Genomic DNA, 16738 nt, shown 5'->3' with positions numbered 1-16738 from the left:
GGTCGCGAGTTAGCCGCCGTTGCGTCGAGGCGCAGCCTCTAGTAACGGCGGCTAACTCGCGGCCCCCAGGGGGCCGCGCTCGAGCGCGCCAGCGCTCCAATAAGCACAGCCCCCAACCATCTGGGACTACCGAACACCTGGTCACGCCCACCTCCTCGCCGCAGCCACCCGCGCGAACTCAGTAAGACTTAGGCAGCCCCAAAGAATGCTGAGCCACAAAGTTCAAAATCATCTCCCGACTAACCGGCGCAACACGCATGATGCGCGCGGCACCCAGCATCCCGGCCAAACCGACCTCGCCGGTCAGCCCCGAACCACCGTGGGTCTGGATCGACTGATCCAGTGCCTTGATCGAGGCCTCGGCACCGGCGTACTTGGCCATGTTGGCGGCCTCGGCGGCACCGAACTCATCGCCCGCGTCGTAGAGCACCGCGGCCTTCTGCATCATCAGCCGGGCGAGCTCGAGCTCGATCTTCACCTGGGCGAGAGGATGCGAAATACCCTGGTGCGCACCGATAACGGTCTTCCAGACCTGGCGCTCCTTGGCGTATTCCACCGCGCGATCGATGGCGTAGCGGCCAAGGCCGATGCCCATCGCCGAGCCCATGATGCGCTCGGGGTTCAGGCCGGCGAACAACTGGGCCAGGGCCGCGTCCTCGGCGCCGACGAGGGCGTCGGCGGGCAGGCGGACATCGTCGAGGAACAGCGTGAACTGGCGGTCCGGCTCCGAGAAGTCCATATCCTGGACCGTCTTGTTGAAGCCGGGGGCGTCGGTCGGGACGATGAACAGCGCGGGCTTGAGCTTGCCCGTCTTGTGATCCTCGGTGCGCGAGACGATCAGCACCGCGTCGGCCTGGTCGACGCCGGAGATGAAGATCTTGCGGCCGTTGAGGATCCAGTCGCTGCCGTCGCGGCGGGCGGTGGTGGTGATGTTGTGCGAGTTGGAGCCCGCGTCGGGTTCGGTGATGCCGAACGCCATGATCTTGGTGCCGTCGGCCAGACCCGGCAGCCAGGTCTGCTTCTGGTCGTCGGTGCCGTACTTGGCGATGATGGTGCCGCAGATGGCCGGGGACACGACCATCAGCAGCAGGCCCGCGCCCTGGGTGGCGAGCTCCTCGAGCACCAGCGAGAGCTCGTAGATGCCCGCGCCACCGCCGCCGTACTCCTCGGGCAGGTTCACGCCGATGAAGCCGAGCTTGCCCGCCTCGGCCCACAGCTCGGTGAGCGGCTCGTGCTTCTGCACCTTGGGCCGCACGTAGTCGCGGTAGTTGTATTTGGCGGCCAGCGAGGCGACCGCCGCGCGCAGCGCCTTCTGCTCTTCGGTTTCGATGAAGCTCATGCCTGCTCCTGCTCTTCTTCCTCGACGACGGCGAGGATGGCTCCGACCTCGACCTGCTGGCCGACGGTCACGTTCAATGCGCTGAGGATGCCGGTGGCGGGCGCGGCGATGGTGTGTTCCATCTTCATCGCCTCGAGCCACAGGATGGGCTGGCCCTGCTTCACGTGATCGCCTTCGGCGGCACCGAGGCGGATCACGCTGCCGGGCATCGGCGCGAGCAGTGAACCGGCCGCGATCTGCTCGGACGGGTCAGTGAAGCGCGGCAGTCTGCGCACGGATACCGGGCCGAGCGGGGAGTCGATCGCGACGAGGTCGCCGTAGCGGGCGATCTCGAATTGCCTACGCACAGTGCCACGTTCGCCCGGGACGCCGAGGACGACGCGGTCGGGCGCGACCGAGATCAGCTCGAGGCCGTCGTGGCCCTCGACCGCGATCCCGGTGCGGGTGAAGCGGTAGCGGACCTCGTGCGTGCCGGAGGTGCGGCTCTCGTAGGACTTGGTCTGCGGCTGCGAGGGCAGGTTGCGCCAGCCGCTGGGGGCCAGGCCGGCCAGTCGTGAGCTGGTGCGGTTAGCCGCCGAATCAGCCAGTGCCGCAGCCACAATCGACAGTGCCTCGTCGGCCTCAGAAACCAGCGACGCGCTCAGCACAGCCAGGTCGTGTGTGGCGAAGAAGGCCGTGTCGGTGTCACCGGCCAGGAACGCCGGGTGGCGCAGCACCCGCACGAGCAGATCACGGTTGGTGACCAGGCCGTGGATCTTGGCGCGCTGCAACGCGGTGGCGAGCAGATGCGCTGCCTCCGCGCGGGTTTCGGCGTAGGAGATCACCTTGGCCAGCATCGGGTCGTAGTGCACACCGACCAGCGACCCGTCGACGACACCGGTGTCCAGGCGAACGCCGGGCTGCTCGAGCACCGTGAATTCACCAGCGGTGAACGGGATCTCGATCTTGTGCACCGGACCACTCTGTGGCTGCCAGTCGTGCGAGGGGTCCTCGGCGTAGAGGCGGACCTCGATGGAGTTACCGCGCTGGGCGGGCTGGGTCGCGGGCAGCGGCAGACCCGAGGCCACCTGCAACTGCAGGCGGACCAGGTCGAGGCCGGTGGTCTGCTCGGTGACCGGATGTTCCACCTGCAGCCGGGTATTCATCTCCAGGAAGAAGAAGTCGCCCTTCTCGTCGGCCAGGAACTCGACGGTACCTGCACCCTCGTAGCCGATCGCCTCGGCGGCCAGACGCGCCGCCTCGAACAGCCGATCACGCATGCCGTCGATCTTCTCGACCAGCGGCGACGGAGCTTCCTCGACAACCTTCTGATGCCGACGCTGGATCGAGCACTCACGCTCACCGACGGCCCAGGTCTTGCCGAAACTGTCCGACATGACCTGAACTTCGATGTGACGCCCGGTCTCGAGGTAGCGCTCGCAGAACACTGTCGGATCGCCGAAGGCCGACTCGGCCTCGCGTTGCGCACCGGCGATCTGATCCTGCAGTTCGGCCAGGTCGCGCACGACGCGCATACCGCGACCGCCACCACCGGCGGAGGCCTTGATCAGCACGGGCAGGTGTGCGTCGGTGACCTCGGCCGGGTCGAGCTCGGCGAGGACGGGCACGCCGGCGGCGTCCATCATCTTCTTGGACTCGACCTTGGAGCCCATCTGCTCGATCGCCGCGACCGGCGGACCGATCCACACCAGACCGGCATCCAGCACCGCACGCGCGAATTCGGCGTTCTCGGAAAGGAATCCGTAGCCGGGGTGGATCGCATCGGCACCGGCCGACAACGCGGCTTCGATGATCAGCTCGCCACGCAGGTAGGTCTCGGCAGGCGTGTTCCCGGGCAGCCGGATCGCGGCGTCGGCCTCGGACACATGCGGCGAGGCGGCATCCGCATCGGAGTACACCGCAGTGGTACCGATACCCATCCGACGGCAAGTGGCGAACACGCGGCGTGCGATCTCACCACGGTTGGCAACAAGAACATTCGTAATCGTCATGTCGCGACTCACATTCGGAAGACGCCGAAGCCATCGGCGCCCTTGATCGGGGCTGTGTGAATGGCGGAAAGAGCCATTCCCAGCACGGTGCGGGTGTCGCGGGGGTCGATGATGCCGTCGTCGAAAAGCCTGCCCGACAAGAACATCGGCATGGCCTCGGCCTCGATCTGCGCCTCGACCATCGCGGCGAGACCGGCGGCGCCTTCCTCGTCGAAGGGCAGGCCCTTGGACTCGGCGGCGCCACGCTGCACGATCGTGATGACACCGGCCAGCTGCGCGCCACCCATGACGGCGGACTTCGCGCTGGGCCAGGCGAACAGGAAGCGCGGGTTGAACGCGCGCCCGCACATGCCGTAGTGCCCGGCGCCGTAGGAGGCGCCGACCAGCAGCGAGATGTGCGGCACCTTGGAGTTGGCGACCGCGTTGATCATCATCGCGCCGTGCTTGATGATGCCGCCGTGCTCGTACTCCTTGCCGACCATGTACCCAGTCGTGTTGTGCAGGAACAACAGTGGGGTGTTCTTCTTGTTGGCCAGCTGGATGAACTGGGTGGCCTTCTGCGATTCCTCGGAGAACAGCACGCCGCGCGCGTTGGCGAGGATGCCGATCGGGTAGCCGTTGATCTCGGCCCAGCCGGTGACCAGGCTCGAGCCGTAGAGGGGCTTGAACTCGTCGAAGTCGGAGCCGTCGACGACACGGGCGATGACCTCGCGCGGGTCGAACGGGATCTTGAGGTCCGAGGGGACGATGCCGAGCAGTTCCTCGGGATCGTAGAGCGGCGAGATGACCTCGGCGCGCGGCTCGGGGCCCTGCTTCTTCCAGTTCAGGCGGCGAACGATGCTGCGGCCCAAGCGGATCGCGTCCTGTTCGTCGGCGGCCAGGTAGTCGGCCAGACCTGAAGTGCGGGCGTGCATTTCGGCGCCGCCGAGGGTTTCGTCGTCGGAGTCCTCACCGGTCGCCATCTTCACCAGCGGCGGGCCTGCCAGGAAGACTTTTGCGCCCTCCTTGACCATCACCACGTAATCAGACATGCCGGGGATGTAGGCGCCACCGGCGGTCGAGTTGCCGAACACCAGTGAGATAGTGGGGATTCCGGCCGCAGAAGCTTGGGTTAGGTCGCGGAACATCGCGCCACCGGGGATGAAGACTTCCTTCTGCGTGGGCAGATCCGCACCGGCGGATTCGACCAGCGATATCACCGGAAGTCGGTTGTCCCTGATGATCTCGTTGATCCGGAACTGCTTGCGCAACGTCCACGGGTTCGAGGCGCCACCGCGCACGGTCGGGTCGGGCGCGACGATCATACACTCGACGCCTTCGACGAGGCCGATACCGGCGATCGTCGACGCGCCGACCTGGAAGTCGCTGCCCCACGCGGCAAGTGGGCACAGTTCGAGGAACGGTGAGTCCTCGTCGAGCAGCAGTTCGATGCGCTCACGCGCGGTCAGCTTGCCGCGCTTGTGGTGCCGGGCCACCTTGTCGGGGCCACCGCCGCCGATCGCCTTGGCGAACTCGGTTTCGACCTCGGCGAGCTTGGTCTGCATCGCCTCGGCCGCTGCCGCGTACTCGGGCGAGGCCGGGTCGAGAACGGAACGGAAGGTGGTCATGCTTGGTACCCCAGTACTTTCGACGCCAGCATGGTCAGGATCTCGTTGGTGCCGCCGCCGATGCCGATGATGCGCACGTCGCGGTAGATGCGCTCGACCTCGGCCTCGCGCATGTAGCCCATGCCGCCGTGCAGCTGCACGGCCTGGTTGGCCACCCATTCGGCGGTCTCGACGGCGTTGTTCTTGGCGAAGCAGACCTGGGCGATGAGGTTCTCCTCGCCCGCGACATAGCGTTCGACCAGCGCGCGGGTGTAGGTGCGCGAGATGTCAACGCGCTGAGCCATATCCGTCAGCGTCATCTGCACCTTCTGGCGGCTGATCAGCGGACGACCGAAGGTCTCGCGATCGCGACACCACTGCACGGTGAGATCCAGGGCGCGCTGAGCCAGCGAATACGCTTGCACCGCAAGGCCGACCCGTTCGCTGACGAACGCGGCGGCGATCTGCGCGAAGCCGCTGTTCTCGGCGCCGACCAGGTTCGTGGCGGGCACGCGTACATCCACGTACGACAGCTCGGCGGTGTCGGAGGCCAGCCAGCCCATCTTCTCCAGCTTGCGGCTGACGGTGAAGCCGGGTGTGTCCTTCGGCACCAGGATCAGCGAAACACCCGCTGCGCCAGGGCCACCCGTGCGAACCGCGGTGACGACGAAGTCGGCGCGACAGCCCGAGGTGATGAACGTCTTGGCGCCGTTGATGATGAAGTCCTCACCGTCGCGCACGGCGGTGGTGGTGAGGTGGCCGACATCGGAACCGCCGCCGGGCTCGGTGATGGCCAGCGAACCGATCAGGTCACCGGCCAGCGTGGGCTTGGCCCACTGGTCGATCTGGGCCTGATTGCCCGAGGCGATCATGTGCGGCAGGGCGATTCCACAGGTGAGCAGCGAAGCCCACAGGCCACCGGAACCACCGGCGACGTGGATCTCCTCGCCGGCGATCACCGAATCGATCGCGTTGCCGCCCTCGCCACCGGCCGACTCCGGGTACTCGAGACCGAGCAGGCCGATCTTGCCTGCCTTCTTGTGCAGCTCCCGCGGCAGCTCCCCCGCACGCTCCCAGGCGTCGAGATCGGGCAGGATCTCCCGCTCGACGAACCCACGCACGGTGGCGCGCAGTTCTTTTCGTTCCGGCGTTTCCCATACAGACGTCATGCGAGCAGCTCCGTCGGCATATCGATGTGGCGGGAGCGCAGCCATTCGCCGAGCCCCTTGGCCTGCGGGTCGAAACGTGCCTGGTAGGCGACGCCCTTGCCGAGCAGGCCGGAAATGATGAAGTTGACCGCGCGCAGGTTGGGCAGCACGTGGCGGGTGACGGTCAGTTCGGCCGTCTCGGGGAGGAGTTCCTTCAACTTTTCGACCGTGAGGGTGTGCACCAACCACCGCCATTGCTGGTCGGTGCGCACCCAGACGCCGATATTGGCGTCCCCGCCCTTGTCGCCACTGCGCGCGAGAGCGATCGTGCCGAGCGGGACTCGGCGGGTCCCGGAAGGGGGAAGGGTTTCGGGAAGCTCTGGCTCGGAAACCGGTTCGAGGACAGCGGTTTCCGTGGCCGAGGCGATGTCGACGCGGGTGCCATCGGCCAGTACGGCGACGTGCGGCACCTCGCGTGCGTCGACGAAGCCGGGGGTGAAGACACCGTAGGGCGAACCGTTGCCGGGCAGGGCGGTGAAGCTGGCGCCCGGGTAGCTCGCGAGGGCCAATTCCACAGCGACACTGGAGAATCCACGGCCGACCTTGTTCGGGTCGGGATCGCGCACCACACAGCGCAGCATCGCGCTGGCCTGCTCTTCGGTGTCGGCGTCGGGGCGGTCGAGGCGGGCCAGCGTCCAGGTGAGTTCGGCGGGCTTGACCGGCAACCACGCTTCCAGCTGTCGTTGCGCCAGTGCGGCTTTGGCTTCGATGTCGAGGCCGGTGAGGATGAACGACATCTCGTTGCGGAAGCCGCCGAGGGTGTTCAGCGAGACCTTGAGCTGCGGCGGGGGCGCTTCGCCGGTGACGCCGCTGATCAGGACGCGGTCCTTGCCCTCCTGGGTCACCGTGATGGTGTCCAGGCGGGTGGTGACGTCGGGTCCGGCGTAGCGCGCGCCCTGGATTTCGTACATGAGCTGGGCTTCGACGGTGTCGACCGTGACCGCGCCGCCGGTGCCGTCGTGCTTGGTGATGACGCAGGAGCCGTCGCGGCGGATCTCGGCGATCGGGAAGCCGGGGCGGCCGATGTCGCCGAGTTCGGTGAAGAAGGCGAAGTTGCCGCCGGTGGCCTGGGTGCTGCACTCGATCACGTGCCCGGCGACGACAGCTCCGGCCAGTTCGTCGTAATCGGTTCGGCCCCAGCCGAAGTGGGCCGCCGCCGGGCCGACGATCACCGAGGCGTCGGTGACCCGGCCGGTGACGACGATGTCGGCGCCGGAGTTCAGGCATTCGACGATGCCCCACGCACCGAGGTAGGCGTTCGCGGTGAGCGGCTGACCGAGGTCGAGCTCGGCGGCCCGCGCCACCAGGTCATCGCCTTCGACGTGGGCGATCTTGGCATCGAGGCCGAGTTCGGCGGCGACCTTGCGCAGCTCGTCGGCCAGACCCGCCGGATTCAGCCCGCCGGCATTGGTGACGATCTGGACGTTCTTCTCGAGCGCGAGCCCCAGACAGTCCTTGATCTGCTTCACGAACGTCTTCGCGTACCCGAGGCTGGGGTCCTTCATCCGGTCGCGGCCGAGGATGAGCATGGTGAGTTCGGCGAGATAGTCGCCGGTCAGCACGTCGAGCTCACCGCCCTCCAGCATCTCGCGCATGGCGCTGAGCCGGTCACCGTAGAACCCGGAACAATTCCCGATCCGGATCAGATCCGGGTCAGCGGAGAGAGCACTCATGGCACCCAGGATCGCAGCGGTTCAGAAAAAAAGCAAGCACGCGTGCTTGTTAATTTCGAGCATTCCGCTAGGCGAGCGCTGTCGTGACCTGAGCGACCAGCAGATCGCGCATCGCCGACCATCGAATATCGAGTGCGTCCAGTTCACCCGACGCGTTCGCATCGAGGATCCGCTCGAGTGTCATAGCGACGAGGAGGTCGGACTCCCGCGACCGCGCTGCACCACCGATCGCCTCGCGAACCTCGCCCAGAATGGCTGCCTGCCCGCGCTGCGCGGCGCGATAGGCCGCCATCGCGGCGGGACTCACCTGGGCGTGCGCCGCCATCGCGACTCGCAGTCCGTGCCATTTCCGGTGGATCCCGGCCGCCGTATCCACCACCTGCTCGGCCCGCTCCCGCGCTGAGCCCGCCCGGCGAACAGCCTCGAGAACCGGCGACCACTCGACCACGATCCACCACTCCCACGCCGCGAGGAGTGCTTCGTGCTTGTCGCTGAAGTGTCGATAGAAGGTGCCGGTGGCGTATCCCGCGCTCGCCACGATGCGACGCACGTCGGTGTCGGCGAGCCCGAACTCGTTGTAGGTCTGCGCCGTGGCCCGGATCAGGCGTGCCCTGGTGTTTTCGGGCAGGCCCCTGCGCGGACGTGGTTCAGACGATGACATACCGCATCTTGGCAGTTAGTGAACAATCTGTCACTATCAGATATGGAACTTCGGCCGTCAGATACCGCACTCGTGACCGGCGCCTCGCGCGGGATGGGCGTTCTCATCGCCCGAGCCCTCGCCGAACGCGGCGTGAACCTGGCTCTGCTCGCTCGCTCGGCGGACGCGCTGGAGGATGTCGCGCGGACACTCCGGGACGAGACCGGTGTCCGAGTGTCGACCTTCGCGGCAGACCTGGCTGACACCGCGGCGCTGCCCGAGGTGTGGGCACGCGTCGAGGCCGAGGTAGGCAGCGTCGATATCTTGGTGAACAACGCGGGCCTCGAGGGCGCGCAGCACTTCCCCGAAGCCTCGGTCGAGGATCTGGCGCGGATGGTTGCGGTGAATCTGACCGCGCCGATGATCCTGACCAGGTTGGTCGTCCCCGGCATGATCGAGCGTGGACGTGGTCACGTCGTCAATATCGCCTCCATCGCCGGCCTTCTTCCGTCGGCGTACGAGGAGCCCTACAACGCGAGCAAGTTCGGCCTCGTCGGCTTCACGCGCTCACTGCGGCTCAGCGCCGAGGACGACGGTTGGGGTGTCGGCGCGAGTGCGGTATGCCCGGGTTTCATGGCGGACACCGGGATGTACGACGACATGACCAGGGAGTTCGGCGTCCGCGCGTCCCGGTTGATGCCGCAGTCGCCCGCGGCGGCCATCGGCCCGGCGGTCATCTCCGCGATCGAGCGCAATCGTGCCGAGGTCATCGTGATGAAGGGCGCGCCGCGCGCGGTGGTCGCGCTGGCGGCAGCGACGCCACGGACCTTCGAGCGCATCTCCGCCCGTTTCGACCTGGCAGGCGTGTTCCGTTCCGTCGCGAGGGCACGCAGAATCGGTTAAGCCGCTCGACGGTGCGAGAATCTACAACCATGCTGTCAGTGCTGCTCTTCGCGCTCGCCGGGTTCATGCTCGGCGGGGCGTACACGACCTGGAAGAACAATCGCGCGATGTCGATCGCGTTGATCGTCGCCGCCGTCCTCTCGGGGCTCGGCGCCTGGCTCTGGTTGGAGTAGCAAGGGTTTCGCAAGGGCGGGGTAAGGCGAAAGCTGTTGGCTTGCCGACATGTTCACTTGGTATGTCGGCCTGCTCGCAGTCAGCGGCCTCGCGATGATCCTCATGGCCAACGTCGACAACGGGCGCAGCGAGCTCTCGCGTTGGCTCAATGCCGTGTTCGGCGTCGTCTTCCTCGGGTACGCGGGGTACCTGGCGTTCGTGTTCGAAGGTGGCAGCTATCTGATCTTCTTCTCGGCGTTCATCCTGCCGGTGTTGATGATCATCGACTTCGTGCGCGCGACGAACTGGCAGGCGCTGACGTCCAAGCCGACGCCGACGCAGAAGGCCTTCCGCGAGTACTGGAAGGAACAGGATCGGCTGGCGAAGCGGTCAGCTCGGCGTGTGTAGTTTGAAGATTCTGACGTCTTCGGGGACGCCGTTCAGTGGGGCGGCCCAGAAGTTGCGCTTATACGGTTTGACCGTGACGCCCAGGTCGTCGAGGGTTTCCGGGCGCAGCGCGGCCAGGGTGGTGCTGGACAGCATCATGTTGCCGTTGCCGCCTGCCTCCATCATGCGGGCGGCGATGTTGACGTCGACGCCGAGCCAGTCGCCGCCGATTTCGCGGGGGGAACCGGTGTGCAGGCCGACTCGCATGCGTGGGGTGTAGCCGTCGATCTCGACTTCGCCGAGATTGCGGCGGGCCGCCAGTGCGGCGCGCACGGCGCGGTCGGGCGAGGAGAACACCGCCATCAGACCGTCGCCCATCCGCTTGACCACCTGACCGCCACGCTCGACGATCGGCGGCTCGATCGCCTTGGCGACCTTACGAAGCAGGTCGAGCGTGCGTTCGTCGCCTGCGGCGAGCGCCCAGGCGGAGAAGCCGACCAGGTCGGTGAACACGATGGTCACCTCCTCGGTGCCACGCCCGCGGCCGATTCGCTCGAGTCCGGCCTGCCACACCTGAAGGGCGCCGAAACCGATTTCCCTGGCCGCGGTGGGTGCGCCGCCGACGATCTTGTCCGCCGCCCTCGCGACCGCACGCGCACCGCCGGGGCCCGTGACCGACAGCGGATCGCCGAACGAGGGGTCGCCTGGCAGCTGTTGACGCGCCTTGCGCAGAGCGCCGATCACATCGGCCCGACGATTGGCGGCCTGTAACTTCGCGGAGATCTGGGCGCGCTTGCGACCTGCGCGTGCACTCATGTCGGATTCGGCGGATTCACTGACGATCGGCTCCAACGGGATGGATACGTCCGCAGCGGCATCGCGCCGCGGATTCACCCCGCCAGAAGGCGTTTCACTCACGCTCAAAAGATTAGCTCACCCGCCACTCCGCGCCTTATAGCCAGATTCAGGAGCGTGGAGGCGATGGAGGCGGCCGACGGTTCAGTGTGTGGTCGGGTTTGCTCGTGCCCGGCGAGTTACCCCATGTACACACGAACCCCCGGCGTCCGGGCAGCGGACGTCGGGGGTTTGTGGGGGCGCGGCCTCCCGACAAGGTCGCGGCCCCTGGTCGCCCTGGGCCATTACGAGGGCGACCCAGGGCAGGTTTTGTCAGGCGTCGCGGCGGTTGACCAGCACGAGCGCACCGGCGAACACGATCGCCACGAAGACGGTGAAGTAGATCAGGCTGCCCCACACGCCCCAGTGCCAGTCGCCCATCACCGGTTGGTCGCTCAGGAAGCGGTTCGCGTTCGCGAAGGGCAGGAACGGGGTGACCGTGCGGCCGAAGCTGCCGAACGCACCCAGCAGGGTCTCGATCAGCAGTGGCCACAGGATCAGCAGCGAGATCGCGGCGGCCGACTGACGCACCAGCACACCGACCGCGACGGCGAGCACCACGCACAGGACGGCGTAGATCGGCAGGCCGTAGATCGCGCGCCAATTCCCGTCGAGGACAAGGCCGGGCGCCCGATCACCGCTGATCCCCTTCGCGATGACGAAGGCGATCAGTGCGAGGACCCCGGTGAGGACGGCAGAGTAGACGCCGACCAGGGCTGTCTTGGACAGGATCACCTTGGATCGGTTCGGCACCGCAAGGAAACTCGAACGGATGACACCGAAGCGGTATTCGCTGGTCACCGACAGCGTGGCCATGATCATCAAGACCATCACGCCGAAGCCGGAGATACCCGATACCGCCATGGTCGGGGTGAGTGGCGGGGCCTCGCCCGAGTCACCGGCCGAGTCGGCATTGAGGACCAGTGCCATCAGCACGGCGAATCCGATGCCGAGCACAACCACCGCCACCGAGCACCACCAGGGCGAGCGAGTCGAGGTGAGTTTGATTCGTTCCGCTGCGAGCACGCCCATCAGAGCGCACCTCCCATCACCTGGTGGTCGAAGCTTTCACCGTGGTACTCCACGGCGCCGCCGGTCATCCGCATGAACGCTTCCTCCAGCGAGGCCTGCTGCGGTGCCAGTTCGTAGAGCGTGACGTTGTTGGTGCCCGCCACCTTGCCGACCTCGTCGGAGGTGACGCCGGCGACGATCAGCGCGGCGTCGCCGTCTTCCTTCACGGTCATGCCGTGGGAGGTGAGCAGGCTGCGCAGCTGATCGAGTTGCGGGCTGCGTACGCGCACCGACTGCTCGGAGGCGCGGTCGATGAACTCCTTGGTGGAGCCGTCGAACATCAGCTGACCACGGCCGATCACGATGAGCTGTTCGGCGGTCTGGGCCATCTCCGAGAGCAGGTGGCTCGACACGAGCACCGTGCGACCCTCGGCGGCCAGGCGCTGCATGAACCGGCGGATCCACAGGATGCCCTCCGGGTCGAGGCCGTTGACCGGCTCGTCGAACAGCAGCACCTTCGGGTCACCGAGCAGCGCGCCCGCCAGGCCGAGGCGCTGGGACATGCCGAGCGAGAAACCGCCGGCGTTCTTATTCGCCACCTCGGACAGGCCGACGAGGCGCAAGACCTCTTCGACCCGCTCCTTCGGGATGTCGTTGGAGGCGGCCAGCCACTCCAGGTGGGCGCGCGCCGAACGGTTCGGATGCACCCACTTGGCGTCGAGCAGCGCGCCGACCTGCGTCAGCGGGCGCTCGAGCTCCTGGTAGTGCTTGCCGTCGATGAGCGCGGTGCCCGAGGTGGGCCTGTCCAGCCCGAGGATCATCCGCATGGTGGTCGATTTGCCAGCGCCGTTGGGCCCGAGGAACCCGGTCACCAGTCCTGGTTTGACGGTGAACGTGAGGTCCTGCACCGCGACGGTCTGGCCGAATTGCTTCGTCAGGCCCTTCAGCTCGATCATGCGCCCCAGCTTGCCCGACAAAGCCCGTTTCGCGCGTCGCCGAGAAGTAGCGAGTCGTGTCATCCTCGAGGATGACCTTCGACCCTTAGAGGGATGGGGAAGAAGCCTGAGCCCAGAAGCGCTTGGGGATGCGGCCCGCGTGTCTGGCCAGGTAGCCGGACCGGACAGCGGCCGACATCGCCGACGCCATGAGTTCGGGGTCTTTCGCTCTGGTCACGGCGGTGGCCAGCAGGACGGCTGAGCACCCGAGTTCCATGGCCAGGGCGGCGTCGCTGGCGGTGCCGATGCCCGCGTCGAGGATGACGGGGACCTTCGCGGCGGCGACGATCATCTCGATGTTGTGCGGGTTGCCGATACCGAGGCCGGTGCCGATCGGGGAACCGAGCGGCATGACGGCGGCGCAGCCCGCCTCCTCGAGGCGGCGGGCGAGGATGGGGTCGTCGGTGGTGTAGGGCAGGACCACGAAACCGTCGTCGACGAGCTTTTCGGCGGCGTCGAGGAGTTCGAAGGGGTCGGGCAGGAGGGTGCGATCGTCGGCGACCACCTCGAGTTTGACCCAGTTGGTGTCGAGGGCCTCGCGGGCCAGTTGGGCGGTGAGCACGGCTTCGGCGGCGGTGCGACAGCCTGCGGTGTTGGGCAGCAGGGTGATGTCGAGCCGCTTCAGCAGATCGAGCACGCCGGTGCCGCCCGCCGCGTCGACTCGGCGCATCGCGACTGTGGTGAGCTCGGTGCCCGACGCGATCAGGGCCTGTTCGAGGACTGCGAGGTTTTCGGCGCCGCCGGTGCCCATGATCAGGCGCGAACCGAATTCGCGGTCGGCGATCCGCAGCGGCTCAACCACCCTGCACCGCCGTGAGAACCTCGATGGTCCAGCCGCGCTCGACCGGTTCGTCCCAGCGGGATTTCGAGAAGACCGCGCCGTCGACCGCCAATGCCACACCCTGGCACGGCAATTCGAGTTTGGTCAAGAGTTCGCGGACGCTGAGCGACTCGGGGAACTCGTGGTCGACACCATTGACGGTGACGCCGATCGGGATGGTCGAGGTCATCGAACTCCTCCTTGCGACAGTGCTGGAAAACGTTGGGGTGCGGCAACTTCGGCGGCCTCAGGGGTCTCGCCGTCGAGCAGGGCGGGGATCAGCGCGGCGGTGAGCGCGAGGGTGAGCATGCCGTTGCGGCCGTGACCGGTGGCGGCGATGACGCGGTCGTCGAGGTGGCCGAGCAGTGGGAGGTTGTCGGGGGTGGCCGGTCGTGAGCCCGCGTTCGCTTCTGCCAGTTCGTATTCGGCGATGCCGGGCAGGATTGTTTCGGCGTCGGCGATCAGGTCGCGAACTCCGCCGACGGTGACAGTGGTGTCGAATCCTGCTTCGTATTGTGTTGCGCCGACGACGATTCCGTCTGCACGGGGGACGAAGTAGACCTGTCGGCCATGCACTCGGGCGCGGATCACCCTGGTCGGTGCAGGACTTACGCCAGGCCGGTGGCGCAACCGCAGGATTTCACCTTTCACGGGGCGCACCGGCAGACCCGGCCAGAGTTCGGCCGAACGGGCGCCTGCGGCCAGGACGATGCGGTTGTGCGGTAGATCATCCAGTGCGACAACAGTTTCCGTGCGAATCTCGATGCCAGCGCACGCCTTCTGCAGCGCTCTCAGTACGCGACGGTTGTCGATGGCCGGCTCGGTTTTCGCGTGGAGTCCGGCCCGAACAGTGCGCGCCAGTGCCGGTTCCAGTGCGCGGACTCCCGCGCGGTCGAGCACCCGCAGATCGTGGCCGAAACCGGCCAGCCAGTCCGAGACGGTGCGCAGATCTTCGGCGTCGGCGCCGTCGAGGGCGACAGTCAGGGTCTCATCGGCTACGAACATGGTCTCGCCGGAGATCTTCTGCATGCTCGCGGCGAAGGCGGGCCACTCGTCGAGTGCGGCCGAACCGAAGGCGAGCACCCGCTCCTCACCCGGCCAGCCCTCCGAGAGCGGGGCTAACATCCCACCGGCCACATAGGAAGCACCCCGCGCGGGTTCGGGGTCGTAGATCGTGACCGTCCAGCCAGCCTCAGCAGCACGCCACGCGACGGCAAGCCCGACGGCGCCGCCGCCAACGACCGCCAGAGTGCGCATCACGTTCCTAACTGTGCTTTCTTGCGGCTGGTGCCGCGGTTCTCGGCGCTGAACTTCCACGGCTGACGCCTCGATACTCGCGTCTCAACGGTAGCGCGACTACCGTCGTCACCGTGCAGCCCTCCCATCCGAACCGTTCCGTCCCGCCCAGGGAGCGCCTCTCGAGCGCACTGCTGTACCTGTGCACCGATGCGCGCCGGGAGAAGGGCGATCTGGCCCGCTTCGTCGACGCGGCGCTCGCGGGCGGGGTCGACATCGTGCAGCTGCGGGACAAGGGGTCACCGGGCGAGGCCGAGTTCGGTCCGCTGGAGGCGAAGGCCGAGCTGGGTGCGCTCGCCGAGATCAAGGCCGCTACCCGCCGCCACGGCGCCCTGCTCGCGGTGAACGACCGCGCCGACATCGCATTGGCTGCCGGTGCCGATGTACTGCATCTCGGGCAGGGCGACCTGCCGCCCGCCTACGCACGCCGCGTCGTCGGCCCGGATGTGGTGATCGGCCGCTCCACCCACAACCGCAACCAGGCGGGCCTGGCCGCCATCGACGGCCACCTCGACTACTTCTGCACCGGCCCGATCTGGACCACCCCCACCAAACCCGGCCGCCAAGCCGCAGGCGTCGACTTCATCCGCTCCACCGCCGACTCCCACCCCACCCTGCCGTGGTTCGCCATCGGCGGCGTCGATCTGCCGCGACTGCCCGAGGTGCTGGCCGCTGGTGCCCGCCGCGTTGTGGTCGTGCGAGCGATCACCGAAGCGGCCGATCCCGAGGCCGCCGCCCGCGAGCTCAAGCAGGCACTGCTCGCCGCGAACTGAGCGCCGTCACGTCGACGAGTCGACGGACTTCGTAGTGGTGACCTCAGCGCTGCCGAAATCGGGTGCGAAGCTGATCCAGACGTTCTCCGACGCCCAGAAGGCGGTGTTGTAGATGTGCGTGGTGGGGATGTAGAAACGGATATACGCCGCGCGACGGTCCGGGTAGATCGACGGTTCCCCCGCTTTACGCGAGTGCCCGAACGGAACCCAGTCCACCGGATGACGAGCCTGGAGAACCTCTTCGTAGGTCCTGACGTTGGTGGTGTGGTGGTCCTGCAGCTCCCATGTCACCGGGATCACCGCGCCGTCGACCAGCACTCGAAATCCCTTGTCGCCCAGCTCGAATGTCACCCGATGGCCATCGATATCAAACCCACGCACAGCAGGAATCTACCGCTGCAGGCGCGCGAGGACAGTGGGTCCGTCGACAGCGTCCAGCTCGATTTCTCGACCGGGACCGCCGGGGTGGGAGTGCAGCCAGTAAAAGCTCAGGTCGGGCAGTTCGACTGTGCGGGGAACGACGTCGGCGCGGTGGCCGGAGGTGAGGCGCACGCGCAACGGGACCGCGCGCAGTTCGATCCAGGCGGTCGCGAAGCCGGGGTGTAGCGGCAGGTCGGTGACCTCGTCTTCGGGGACCCAGGCCAGTTCGGCGCTTTCCTGGTTGGCGACCGTGGGCAGTGGTTTGTCGGCGTCGGCGATGACGGTGATGTAGGTCCAGCCGCTGGCGGCGGTCATGGTCAGGCGCTCGGCGCGGACGCGGAGATCGGCGGCGGTGATGCCGGCTTCCTCCTCTGCCTCGCGGACGGCGGCGTGCTCGGGTGACTCGTGCGAATCCCGCGCCCCACCGGGCAACGCCCAGGTCCCGCCCTGATGACTCCATGGTGCGCGATGCTGCAACAGGACCGCCGACCCGCCGCTGGGTAGCGGCGCACGCAGCAGCAGTCCCGCCGCACCGAACTTGCCCCAGTGCTTGATCCCGTCGGGGCTGTCGTACCAGCCGTCTCCGTCGCCGCGCATCCCATACTCTTTCCCCGAGCAGCCGAACAGCAACCGCTGCGGGGGTGTGTGA

18 protein-coding genes are annotated in these 16738 nt (G+C 67.2%); 4 read left to right on the top strand and 14 right to left on the bottom strand.

What is annotated here, in order from left to right; all coding sequences use genetic code 11:
• Positions 1-178: 178 nt before the first annotated feature.
• The 6 genes from ACFW6D_RS22205 to ACFW6D_RS22180 form a co-directional block, all read right to left on the bottom strand.
• Positions 179-1339, bottom strand: coding sequence for an acyl-CoA dehydrogenase family protein (locus ACFW6D_RS22205; RefSeq protein ID WP_379330941.1), 1161 nt, complete (start codon positions 1337-1339; stop codon positions 179-181).
• On the bottom strand, positions 1336-3330 hold the full coding sequence (locus ACFW6D_RS22200; RefSeq protein ID WP_379330939.1) for an acetyl/propionyl/methylcrotonyl-CoA carboxylase subunit alpha: 1995 nt from the start codon (positions 3328-3330) through the stop codon (positions 1336-1338). The genes ACFW6D_RS22205 and ACFW6D_RS22200 overlap by 4 nt, the downstream gene beginning before the upstream one ends.
• Before the next feature lie 8 nt (positions 3331-3338).
• Positions 3339-4937: an acyl-CoA carboxylase subunit beta gene (locus tag ACFW6D_RS22195; protein ID WP_379330937.1), complete on the bottom strand. Its 1599-nt coding sequence runs from the start codon at positions 4935-4937 to the stop codon at positions 3339-3341.
• Complete coding sequence (locus ACFW6D_RS22190; protein WP_379243766.1) at positions 4934-6085, bottom strand: acyl-CoA dehydrogenase family protein; 1152 nt, start codon at positions 6083-6085, stop codon at positions 4934-4936. Before ACFW6D_RS22190 ends, ACFW6D_RS22195 begins: the two co-directional genes overlap by 4 nt.
• Complete coding sequence (locus tag ACFW6D_RS22185) at positions 6082-7797, bottom strand: acyclic terpene utilization AtuA family protein (RefSeq protein ID WP_379330935.1); 1716 nt, start codon at positions 7795-7797, stop codon at positions 6082-6084. Before ACFW6D_RS22185 ends, ACFW6D_RS22190 begins: the two co-directional genes overlap by 4 nt.
• A 67-nt stretch (positions 7798-7864) precedes the next feature.
• Entirely contained in the window at positions 7865-8458 is a 594-nt protein-coding gene (locus tag ACFW6D_RS22180; RefSeq protein WP_379330933.1) for a TetR/AcrR family transcriptional regulator, read from the bottom strand.
• 42 nt (positions 8459-8500) lie between these two features.
• On the opposite strand from ACFW6D_RS22180, the gene ACFW6D_RS22175 reads away from it, so the two are divergent.
• Genes ACFW6D_RS22175 through ACFW6D_RS22165 form a run of 3 tightly spaced genes read left to right on the top strand, consistent with a single transcriptional unit; the run spans position 8501 to position 9901 of the window.
• Positions 8501-9340: an SDR family NAD(P)-dependent oxidoreductase gene (locus ACFW6D_RS22175; RefSeq protein WP_379330931.1), complete on the top strand. Its 840-nt coding sequence runs from the start codon at positions 8501-8503 to the stop codon at positions 9338-9340.
• 29 nt (positions 9341-9369) lie between these two features.
• A complete protein-coding gene (locus ACFW6D_RS22170; protein WP_379330929.1) occupies positions 9370-9513 on the top strand; it encodes a hypothetical protein in 144 nt (47 codons plus the stop codon).
• 49 nt (positions 9514-9562) lie between these two features.
• Positions 9563-9901, top strand: coding sequence for a hypothetical protein (locus tag ACFW6D_RS22165; protein ID WP_379330927.1), 339 nt, complete (start codon positions 9563-9565; stop codon positions 9899-9901).
• On the opposite strand, the gene ACFW6D_RS22160 is transcribed toward ACFW6D_RS22165, so the two are convergent.
• From ACFW6D_RS22160 to thiO, 6 genes are all read right to left on the bottom strand, one after another.
• A complete protein-coding gene (locus ACFW6D_RS22160; RefSeq protein WP_379330953.1) occupies positions 9884-10696 on the bottom strand; it encodes an adenylate/guanylate cyclase domain-containing protein in 813 nt (270 codons plus the stop codon). The genes ACFW6D_RS22165 and ACFW6D_RS22160 overlap by 18 nt on opposite strands.
• 351 nt (positions 10697-11047) lie before the next feature.
• A complete protein-coding gene (locus ACFW6D_RS22155; RefSeq protein WP_379330925.1) occupies positions 11048-11806 on the bottom strand; it encodes an ABC transporter permease in 759 nt (252 codons plus the stop codon).
• Entirely contained in the window at positions 11806-12741 is a 936-nt protein-coding gene (locus tag ACFW6D_RS22150) for an ATP-binding cassette domain-containing protein (RefSeq protein WP_379330923.1), read from the bottom strand. The genes ACFW6D_RS22155 and ACFW6D_RS22150 overlap by 1 nt, the downstream gene beginning before the upstream one ends.
• 85 nt (positions 12742-12826) lie before the next feature.
• Positions 12827-13582 carry a thiazole synthase gene (locus ACFW6D_RS22145; RefSeq protein ID WP_379330921.1) on the bottom strand — a complete coding sequence of 252 codons (756 nt, stop codon included), beginning with the start codon at positions 13580-13582 and terminating at the stop codon, positions 12827-12829.
• Entirely contained in the window at positions 13575-13790 is a 216-nt protein-coding gene (thiS, locus tag ACFW6D_RS22140; protein WP_379330919.1) for a sulfur carrier protein ThiS, read from the bottom strand. Before thiS ends, ACFW6D_RS22145 begins: the two co-directional genes overlap by 8 nt.
• Positions 13787-14857, bottom strand: coding sequence for a glycine oxidase ThiO (gene thiO / locus ACFW6D_RS22135; protein ID WP_379330951.1), 1071 nt, complete (start codon positions 14855-14857; stop codon positions 13787-13789). The genes thiS and thiO overlap by 4 nt, the downstream gene beginning before the upstream one ends.
• A 113-nt stretch (positions 14858-14970) precedes the next feature.
• Between thiO and thiE the strand changes: the two genes are divergently transcribed.
• The gene (thiE, locus tag ACFW6D_RS22130; protein WP_379330917.1) at positions 14971-15669 is read left to right on the top strand and encodes a thiamine phosphate synthase; all 699 of its coding nucleotides are present in this window, start codon (positions 14971-14973) and stop codon (positions 15667-15669) included.
• A gap of 6 nt (positions 15670-15675) precedes the next feature.
• Here the strand turns inward: thiE and ACFW6D_RS22125 are convergent, their stop codons facing one another.
• Together ACFW6D_RS22125 and ACFW6D_RS22120 are read right to left on the bottom strand one after the other, a co-directional pair.
• On the bottom strand, positions 15676-16050 hold the full coding sequence (locus ACFW6D_RS22125) for a hypothetical protein (protein WP_379330915.1): 375 nt from the start codon (positions 16048-16050) through the stop codon (positions 15676-15678).
• A 9-nt stretch (positions 16051-16059) separates the two neighbouring features.
• Complete coding sequence (locus ACFW6D_RS22120; RefSeq protein ID WP_379330913.1) at positions 16060-16686, bottom strand: NUDIX domain-containing protein; 627 nt, start codon at positions 16684-16686, stop codon at positions 16060-16062.
• Between the last annotated feature and the right edge of the window lie 52 nt (positions 16687-16738).

Source organism: Nocardia sp. NPDC058705 (assembly GCF_042749305.1).
GTDB lineage: Bacteria > Actinomycetota > Actinomycetes > Mycobacteriales > Mycobacteriaceae > Nocardia.
Note: the sequence above shows the minus strand (reverse complement) of the source record. Positions and strands in the feature narration are given on the sequence as shown.

Coding starts and splice junctions, on each gene's coding strand:
- ACFW6D_RS22160 (WP_379330953.1), bottom strand. CDS start 10,696: ATGAGTGCACGCGCAGGTCGCAAGCGCGCCCAGATCTCCGCGAAGTTA.
- ACFW6D_RS22185 (WP_379330935.1), bottom strand. CDS start 7,797: ATGAGTGCTCTCTCCGCTGACCCGGATCTGATCCGGATCGGGAATTGT.
- ACFW6D_RS22200 (WP_379330939.1), bottom strand. CDS start 3,330: ATGACGATTACGAATGTTCTTGTTGCCAACCGTGGTGAGATCGCACGC.
- ACFW6D_RS22180 (WP_379330933.1), bottom strand. CDS start 8,458: ATGTCATCGTCTGAACCACGTCCGCGCAGGGGCCTGCCCGAAAACACC.
- ACFW6D_RS22195 (WP_379330937.1), bottom strand. CDS start 4,937: ATGACCACCTTCCGTTCCGTTCTCGACCCGGCCTCGCCCGAGTACGCG.
- ACFW6D_RS22165 (WP_379330927.1), top strand. CDS start 9,563: ATGTTCACTTGGTATGTCGGCCTGCTCGCAGTCAGCGGCCTCGCGATG.
- ACFW6D_RS22205 (WP_379330941.1), bottom strand. CDS start 1,339: ATGAGCTTCATCGAAACCGAAGAGCAGAAGGCGCTGCGCGCGGCGGTC.
- thiO (WP_379330951.1), bottom strand. CDS start 14,857: ATGCGCACTCTGGCGGTCGTTGGCGGCGGCGCCGTCGGGCTTGCCGTC.
- ACFW6D_RS22120 (WP_379330913.1), bottom strand. CDS start 16,686: ATGCGCGGCGACGGAGACGGCTGGTACGACAGCCCCGACGGGATCAAG.
- ACFW6D_RS22150 (WP_379330923.1), bottom strand. CDS start 12,741: ATGATCGAGCTGAAGGGCCTGACGAAGCAATTCGGCCAGACCGTCGCG.
- ACFW6D_RS22190 (WP_379243766.1), bottom strand. CDS start 6,085: ATGACGTCTGTATGGGAAACGCCGGAACGAAAAGAACTGCGCGCCACC.
- thiS (WP_379330919.1), bottom strand. CDS start 13,790: ATGACCTCGACCATCCCGATCGGCGTCACCGTCAATGGTGTCGACCAC.
- ACFW6D_RS22155 (WP_379330925.1), bottom strand. CDS start 11,806: ATGGGCGTGCTCGCAGCGGAACGAATCAAACTCACCTCGACTCGCTCG.
- ACFW6D_RS22175 (WP_379330931.1), top strand. CDS start 8,501: ATGGAACTTCGGCCGTCAGATACCGCACTCGTGACCGGCGCCTCGCGC.
- ACFW6D_RS22170 (WP_379330929.1), top strand. CDS start 9,370: ATGCTGTCAGTGCTGCTCTTCGCGCTCGCCGGGTTCATGCTCGGCGGG.